8 protein-coding genes and 1 pseudogene are annotated in these 7341 nt (G+C 64.9%); 3 read left to right on the top strand and 6 right to left on the bottom strand.

Annotated elements, in window-relative coordinates:
• The 6 genes from QM569_RS13640 to QM569_RS13615 all read right to left on the bottom strand — a co-directional run.
• Window positions 1–661 (bottom strand): amino acid ABC transporter ATP-binding protein (locus tag QM569_RS13640; RefSeq protein ID WP_414987774.1); only part of this gene is annotated, 661 nt, incomplete at its 3' end.
• A 12-nt stretch (window positions 662–673) separates the two neighbouring features.
• On the bottom strand, window positions 674–1339 hold the full coding sequence (locus tag QM569_RS13635; RefSeq protein WP_414987773.1) for an amino acid ABC transporter permease: 666 nt from the start codon (window positions 1337–1339) through the stop codon (window positions 674–676).
• A gap of 1 nt (window position 1340) precedes the next feature.
• Complete coding sequence (locus tag QM569_RS13630) at window positions 1341–2093, bottom strand: amino acid ABC transporter permease (protein WP_414987772.1); 753 nt, start codon at window positions 2091–2093, stop codon at window positions 1341–1343.
• Window positions 2094–2187: 94 nt separating this feature from the next.
• Window positions 2188–3087 (bottom strand): transporter substrate-binding domain-containing protein, encoded by a 900-nt coding sequence (locus QM569_RS13625; protein WP_414987771.1) that lies wholly within the window; start codon window positions 3085–3087, stop codon window positions 2188–2190.
• A 64-nt stretch (window positions 3088–3151) separates the two neighbouring features.
• Window positions 3152–3991 carry an amino acid ABC transporter substrate-binding protein gene (locus tag QM569_RS13620; RefSeq protein ID WP_414987775.1) on the bottom strand — a complete coding sequence of 280 codons (840 nt, stop codon included), beginning with the start codon at window positions 3989–3991 and terminating at the stop codon, window positions 3152–3154.
• A gap of 232 nt (window positions 3992–4223) precedes the next feature.
• Window positions 4224–5162, bottom strand: coding sequence for a LysR family transcriptional regulator (locus QM569_RS13615; protein ID WP_414987770.1), 939 nt, complete (start codon window positions 5160–5162; stop codon window positions 4224–4226).
• 123 nt (window positions 5163–5285) lie between these two features.
• On the opposite strand from QM569_RS13615, the gene QM569_RS13610 reads away from it, so the two are divergent.
• From QM569_RS13610 to QM569_RS13600, 3 genes and pseudogenes are all read left to right on the top strand, one after another.
• On the top strand, window positions 5286–5795 hold the full coding sequence (locus QM569_RS13610; protein ID WP_414987769.1) for a TRAP transporter small permease: 510 nt from the start codon (window positions 5286–5288) through the stop codon (window positions 5793–5795).
• A complete protein-coding gene (locus QM569_RS13605) occupies window positions 5792–7090 on the top strand; it encodes a TRAP transporter large permease (RefSeq protein WP_414987768.1) in 1299 nt (432 codons plus the stop codon). The genes QM569_RS13610 and QM569_RS13605 overlap by 4 nt, the downstream gene beginning before the upstream one ends.
• A 30-nt stretch (window positions 7091–7120) precedes the next feature.
• Window positions 7121–7341, top strand: a pseudogene (locus QM569_RS13600) (C4-dicarboxylate ABC transporter); the annotation flags it as partial.

Raw genomic sequence — 7341 nt, 5'->3', positions numbered from 1 at the left:
CCTTCTGGCAGTCCTCGATGATGTTGCCCTTGTCCATGAAGATCACCCGGTTGGCGACCTTGCGGGCAAAGCCCATCTCGTGGGTCACGCACATCATGGTCATGCCTTCCTTGGCCAGGCTGACCATCACGTCCAGCACCTCGCCGACCATCTCCGGGTCGAGCGCCGAGGTGGGCTCGTCGAACAGCATCACGATCGGGTCCATGCTGAGCGCGCGGGCGATCGCCACGCGCTGCTGCTGGCCGCCGGAGAGCTGGCCGGGGAACTTGTCCTTGTGCGCCATCAGGCCCACGCGGTCGAGCATCTTCAGGCCGCGCGTCTTGGCTTCGTCGATGCTGCGGCCCAGCACCTTGACCTGCGCGATGGTCAGGTTCTCCGTCACCGACAGGTGCGGGAACAGCTCGAAGTGCTGAAACACCATGCCCACCTTGCTGCGCAGCTTGGGCAGATCGGTGGCGGGGTCGTTGACCTTGGTGCCGTTGACGATGATCTCGCCCTTCTGGATGGGCTCCAGCGCGTTCACCGTCTTGATGAGCGTGGACTTGCCCGAACCCGACGGGCCGCAGACCACGACCACGTCGCCCTTGGCGATGCTGACCGAGCAGTCGTTGAGCACCTGCACCGGCCCATACCACTTGGATACGTTCTTGATTTCAATCATTTTTTGGCTCTCTCAACGAATGATGGCGATCTTCTTGTGCAAGCGTTTCACCGCCCACGACAGCGCAAAGCAGATCACGAAGTACATGACGGCGGCGGCCAGGTACGCCTCGACGGGGCGACCGAAGTTCTTGCCCGCCACCTCGAAGCCCTTGAGCATGTCGTAGGCGCCGATGGCATACACCAGCGACGTGTCCTGGAACAGGATGATGGTCTGCGTGAGCAGCACCGGCAGCATGTTGCGGAACGCCTGCGGCAGCACCACCAGCTTCATGTTCTGGCTGTAGGTCATGCCCAGCGCCTGCCCGGCATAGACCTGGCCGCGCGGGATGGACTGGATGCCCGCGCGCATGATCTCGCTGAAGTACGCGGCCTCGAACGCGATGAAGGTGATGATGGCCGACACCTCGGCGCCGATGGGGCGGCCGATGATGGTGGGCACCAGCAGGAAGAACCACAGGATCACCATCACCAGCGGAATGCTGCGCATGCCGTTGACGTAGATGGTGGCGGGCAGGTCCAGCCACTTCTTGCCCGACAGGCGCATCAGCGCCAGCAGCGTGCCGAAGAAGATGCCGCCCAGCGTGGCGATGGCCGTGAGCATGAGGCTGAAGTACAGCCCCTTGAGCACGAAGTTGGAGATCAGGTCCCAGTTGTAGAAGGAGAAGTCGAGATGCATCTCAGTGCCCTCCCCCGCTGGCCGCAACCAGGCCCGGAACGCGCATGCGCTTTTCGACAAAGGCCATGATGCGGTTGATGGCGAACGCCGAGACGATGTACAGGCCCGTGACGGCCAGATAGACCTCGATGCCGCGGCCCGTTTCCTCCTGCGCCTGCATGGCGAACATGGTGAGTTCGGCCACCGACACGGCAAAAGCCACGGACGAGTTCTTGAAGATGTTCATCGTCTCGCTGGTCAGCGGCGGGATGATGATGCGAAACGCCATGGGCAGCAGCACGTAGCGGTAGGTCTGGAAGGTGGTGAACCCCACCGCCATGCCCGCGTAGCGCTGGCCGCGCGGCAGCGCCTGGATGCCCGAGCGCACCTGTTCGGCGATCCGCGCCGAGGTGAAGAAGCCCAGCGCCAGCACCACCAGCACGAAGCCGGGCACCTCCTTCATCGCCGGGAAGATGGCAGGCACCACGTGGTACCACATGAAGATGTGGACCAGCAGCGGTATGTTGCGAAACAACTCGACCCAGGCGTCGCCAAAGCGTACCAGCCAGGGCCTGCCCTGCAGCGTGCGCAGGGTGCCGATGATGAAGCCGACGATGAGCGCGATCAGCAGCGACAGCAGCGATACGGACACCGTCCAGCCCCAGGCGGAGAGCATCCAGTCCAGGTACGTGATGTCGCCGCCCTTGCCGAAGCAGCCTTGCACGGCCTCTCGATCCAGGGTGTCCTGGCAGAACACCTGCCAATCCCAAGCCATAGGACTTCCTCCCAGTGAAACAACCAAAACGGCCCGGCATTGCCGGGCCTCTCAACAAGCAAGCGCCCTGCCAGCAGGGCGCCGAGGTCAACAATTACTTGTTGTAGTCTTCCTTGGGCTTGTTGTTGGGGTTCGCCCAGGCGTTCTTGGTGGCGTCGGACAGGGGCAGGCCCACGGGCGCGTTCGCCGGGGGAATCGGCTGGATGAACCACTTGTCCCACAGCTTGGCCAGCGTGCCGTCCTTCACCTGGCGGGCGATGGAGTCGTTCACGGCCTTCAGGAATGCCTTGTCGTCCTTGCGCAGCATGCAGGCGATGGGCTCGGTGGACAGGGGCTCGCCCACGATCTTGAAGTCCTTGGGGTTCTTGGACTTGGAGATGTTGCCCGCCAGGATGGAGCCGTCCATCACGAAGGCGTCGGCGCGGCCCGTCTCCAGCAGCAGGAAGCTGTCGGCGTGGTCCTTGCCCATGACGTTCTTGAAGTCGATGCCTTCGGCGCGCTTGTTCTGGCGCAGCAGTTGCACCGAGGTGGTGCCGGTGGTGGTGGCCACGGTCTTGCCGTTCAAGTCCTTCACGTCCTTGATGCCGGAATTGGCCTTGACGGCGATGCGCACCTGCTCCACGTAGGTCGTGTTGGCAAAGTCCACTTCCTTCTGGCGGTTCAGGTCGTTGGTGGTGGAGCCGCACTCCAGGTCCACCGTGCCGTTCACCACCAGGGGAATGCGGTTCTGCGAGGTGACGGGCTGGTACTTCACCTCCAGGCTGGACAGGCCCAGGCCCTTGCGGATGTCTTTCGCGATGTTCTCGGCCATCTCGGTGTGGAAGCCCACGTACTTGCCGTCGCCCAGCGTGTAGGCCAGCGCGCCGGAGGATTCGCGCGTGCCGAGGGTGATGCTGCCCGACGATTTGATCTTGGCCAGCGTGTCGCCAGCCTGCGCAAATGCGCTGCCCACGGCCAAGGCGGTAACGGCCAGGGCAAGCAAATGTTTCTTCATCAAATATCTCCTTGTGAGTGAAGCGAAAGAAAAGATGGACAAAGTCCAGGCCCTCGACTATGCGCTAGAACGGCACTTGGTCAGTAGGGTATTTCCAGAAGTCCCGCAGCAGGTAGCTCACGGGCAGGTTCAACACGGTATTGTTGGGCGGGATGGGCTTATTGAACCACTTTTCATAGATGGGATAGATCTCGCGGCTGGTGATGAGGCGGCGCATTTCGTCGTCCACCAACTTCTTGAACTCGGGGTCGTTCTTGGGCAGCGCGATGGCCAGCGGCTCGGTGGTCATGAAGCGGCCCACCACCTTGAGCGCCTTGGGATCGGGGCGACCGGCAGCCAGGCCATACAGCAGCACGTCGTCCATCAGGAAGGCGTCAACCTCGCCCTTTTCCACCATCTCCACGCCCTTGGCGTGGTCGGGGGCTTCCACGATGTGGATGCCCATGAGGCGCTCGCGGTTGGCGGATGCCACGGCCTTGAGCGGCGTGGTGCCCGTGGTGGAGACGAGCTTCTTGCCGTTGAGGTCTTCCATGCGGTCGATGGGGCTGGAGGACTTGACCAGCAGCCGCGCGCCCGTGATGAAGTGGGGAATGGTGAACGCCACCGTCTGGCGCCGCTCGGCGTTGTTGGTGGTGGAGCCGCACTCCATGTCGGCCTTGCCCTGCGCCACCACGGTCAGGCGGTTGGCGGCGGTCACCTGCAGGAACTCGACCTCCATGTCCTTCTTGCCGGTCTTCTTGCGCACCAGTTCGGCCATGCGCAGGCACAGATCCACGGCGTAGCCCACGGGCTTGCCCGTCTTGCTGTCCACGTACGAGAAAGGCACCGACGACTCGCGGTGCGCGATCACCAGCTTGCCGCCGGCGCTGATGCGTTCCAGCACCGTTTCGGCCCGCACGGGCATGGCCAGAGCACAGCACAGTGCCACGAGGACCCCGGCGATTTCTCTATGCTGAACTCTCATGCAATGTTTGTCTTGGTGAAGGCTGGATGCGGACTTGCAATGTTCATGCCATGAAGCCCGCGACGGGAAGCACGGCACTGCCCGCCGATGAAGGCGCGAACTGTACGTGCCGCTACCATGAATTTCCAATGCCGTTTGCAAGCGCCGCCATGCAAAGTGCTTATATCCGTATTTACCCTTGGTATGGCGCCGCCTGGGCTTGCAGGTAGGCCCAGAGCGCCTGCGCCGTGCCCTTGGGCGCCTGCTTGCCGGACGGTTTTTCGCGGTAGGCGCGCACGTCCATGGTCATCTGCAGGCCGCCCGCGCCGTCCGGGGCGGCGCTGACCAGGCGGCGCGAGCGCAGCTCCTTCTTCACCGCGCTGTGCGGCAGGAAGGCCACGCCGTGACCCTCCAGCGCCATGGCCTTGAGGCCCTCGGCCATGTCGGTCTCATACACGCGGTCCAGGTGGATGGGGGTGCGCGACTCCTTGACGATCAGCTCCGTCACGCGGCCCAGGTAGGCGCCGGGCGCATAGCCCAGGTAGGGCAGCGGCTGGCCGGGGCGGCCGGGCAGGCGGTGCAAGGGCTGGCCGTCGGCGTCGGCCTTGCTGTAGGGCGAGATCACTTCCTGGCCCAGGCTGACCATCTCGTAGTGCTCGGCGTCGAGCTGTGAGGGCTGCGACGGGTGGTGGTAGGCGATGAGCAGGTCGCAACTGCCCTCCACCATGCGCATCACGGCGTCGTGTACGTTCAGCGCGATCAGGCGGCTCTTGAACGGACCGAAGCGCTCGTGCAGGCTGGACACCCAGGCCGGGAAGAAGGTGAACGCCAGCGTGTGCGGCACGGCGAACTCGATCATGTCCTTGCCCGCGCTGGTGTGCGCGCGCAGCATGGCGCGCGTGCTCTGCAGGGCCTGCAGCATCTCCAGCGCCTGGTCGTACAGGGTCTTGCCCGCGGGCGTGAGGCGGGTGGGGTAGGAGCTGCGGTCCACCAGGTCGGTGCCCGCCCAGGCTTCCAGCGCCTGGATGCGCCGCGAGAAGGCGGGCTGCGTCACGTGCCGCAGTTGCGCGGACCGGCTGAAGCTGCGCGTTTCCGCGAGACTGACGAAATCCTCAAGCCATTTGGTTTCCATCGCGGCATTATCCGAGGGCCCGGTGTTTCATAGCCAAAATGGCCTCCAGCGCTTATGCAGCATGCACTTGCAGCTATCATTTTTGAAAACACCATAATCACCGGCTCTGCCTGCCACTGCCCTATGTCCCACGAATCCCCTTCCACCGAGCCGCGCTCGCTGCGCATCGAAGACTGGCTCACCGTCATCGTCATGGCGCTGCTCGCGCTCATCACCTTCGCCAACGTGCTGGTGCGCTACTTCACCAATTCGTCCTTTGCCTGGACGGAGGAGATCTCGATCTTCCTGATGATCGTGCTGGCCCTGGCCGCGGGCTCCGCCGCCGTGGCGCGCGACCGGCACATCCGCATCGAATACTTCGCCGAAGGCGGCTCCGCCCAGCGCCGCCGTCGCCTGGCGCAGCTGGGCGCGCTGCTGGTGGCCGTGCTGTTCGCGCTGATCGCGGCGTTGTCGGTGCGCGTGGTGTGGGACGACTACCGCTTCGAGGAAACCTCGCCCGGCATCGGCGTGCCGCAGTGGTGGTATTCGGCCTGGCTGCCGGTGCTGTCGCTGCTCATCACCTGGCGCGCCCTGGGCCTGTTCATCCGCCGCACGCGCCAATCGGACGCGGACTACCTGGGCGGCGGCGAATGATCCCCACGCTGCTCTTCGTCGCCTTTTTGGCGCTGATGTTCCTGGGCGTGCCCATTGGCGCGGCGCTGGGCCTGGCGGGCGCGGCCTGCATCGCGCTGGCCAATGCGGACGCGCAGTGGTTCGGCCTGCTGGCCGTGCCGCAGAACTTCTACGCCGGGCTGGGCAAGTACCCGCTGCTGGCCATTCCGATGTTCGTGCTGGTGGGCTCGATCTTCGACCGCTCGGGCGTGGCGCTGCGTCTCGTCAACTTCGCCGTCGCCATCGTGGGGCGCGGGCCGGGCATGCTGCCGCTGGTCGCCATTGCGGTGGCCATGTTCCTGGGCGGCATCTCGGGCTCGGGCCCGGCCAACGCCGCCGCCGTGGGCGGCGTGATGATCGCGGCCATGTCGCGCGCGGGCTACCCGCCCTCGTTCTCGGCCAGCGTGGTGGGCGCGGCGGCGGCGACCGACATCCTGATCCCGCCCTCGGTGGCGTTCATCATCTACTCGGTGCTGGTGCCGGGCGCATCCGTGCCCGCGCTGTTCGCGGCGGGCATGGTGCCCGGCGTGCTGGCGGGCATCGCGCTGATCGTGCCCGCCGTGTGGATGGCCCGCAAGCACAGGATGGGCGCGCTGGAGGCCACCATGCCCCGCCCCCCGTTCTGGAAGAGCCTGCGCGAGGCCACCTGGGGCCTGGCCGCGCCGGTGGTCATCCTGGGCGGCATGCGCGCGGGCTGGTTCACGCCCACCGAGGCTGCCGTGGTGGCGGTGTTCTACGGCCTGTTCGTGGGCATGGCGGTCCACCGCACCATCGGCGTGCGCGACCTGTTCCCCATCCTGCGCGAATCGGGCGAGCTGTCGGCGGTGATCCTCGTCGTGGTGTCGCTGGCGGGCATCTTTGCGTACTCGCTGTCCACCTTGGGCATCATCGACCCGGTGGCGAACGCCATCGTGAACTCGGGCCTGGGCGAGTACGGCGTGCTGTCGCTGCTCATCGTGCTGCTGATCACCGTGGGCATGTTCCTGGACGGTATTTCCATCTTCCTGATCTTCGTGCCGCTGCTGCTGCCCATCATGCAGCACTACCACTGGGACCCGGTGTGGTTCGGCGTGATCCTGACGCTCAAGGTCGCTTTAGGCCAGTTCACGCCGCCGCTGGCCGTCAACCTGATGGTGTCGTGCCGCATCGCGGGCGTGCGCATGGAATCCACCGTGCGCTGGGTGGGCTGGATGCTGTTCGCCATGTTCCTGGTGATGGTGGCCGTCATCGCCTTCCCGCAGCTCGCGCTGTGGCTGCCTGCAAAATTGGGCTACTGATTTTTTTATTTCTACAAGGAGACTGATCTCATGAAACTGCGCACCTTCCTCGCATCCGCCGTTGCCGCCGCCACGGCCCTCGCCATCGGCACGCCCGCCATGGCTCAGAACTACAAGAGCGAATACCGCATGTCCCTGGTGCTGGGCACCGCCTTCCCCTGGGGCAAGGGCGGCGAGATCTGGGCCAACAAGGTCAGGGAAAAGACCCAGGGCCGCATCAACATCAAGCTCTACCCCGGCGTCTCGCTGAT

The sequence above is a fragment of the Acidovorax sp. genome (assembly GCF_047607405.1).
In the GTDB taxonomy this organism is placed as follows: Bacteria; Pseudomonadota; Gammaproteobacteria; order Burkholderiales; family Burkholderiaceae_C; genus Acidovorax.
This window is presented reverse-complemented; position numbering and strand designations above follow the sequence as displayed.

Excerpts from the sequence above, each read along its gene's own strand:
- QM569_RS13625 (WP_414987771.1), bottom strand. The coding sequence starts at position 3,087 with ATGAAGAAACATTTGCTTGCCCTGGCCGTTACCGCCTTGGCCGTGGGC.
- QM569_RS13630 (WP_414987772.1), bottom strand. The coding sequence starts at position 2,093 with ATGGCTTGGGATTGGCAGGTGTTCTGCCAGGACACCCTGGATCGAGAG.
- QM569_RS13605 (WP_414987768.1), top strand. The coding sequence starts at position 5,792 with ATGATCCCCACGCTGCTCTTCGTCGCCTTTTTGGCGCTGATGTTCCTG.
- QM569_RS13635 (WP_414987773.1), bottom strand. The coding sequence starts at position 1,339 with ATGCATCTCGACTTCTCCTTCTACAACTGGGACCTGATCTCCAACTTC.
- QM569_RS13610 (WP_414987769.1), top strand. The coding sequence starts at position 5,286 with ATGTCCCACGAATCCCCTTCCACCGAGCCGCGCTCGCTGCGCATCGAA.
- QM569_RS13615 (WP_414987770.1), bottom strand. The coding sequence starts at position 5,162 with ATGGAAACCAAATGGCTTGAGGATTTCGTCAGTCTCGCGGAAACGCGC.
- QM569_RS13620 (WP_414987775.1), bottom strand. The coding sequence starts at position 3,991 with ATGCCCGTGCGGGCCGAAACGGTGCTGGAACGCATCAGCGCCGGCGGC.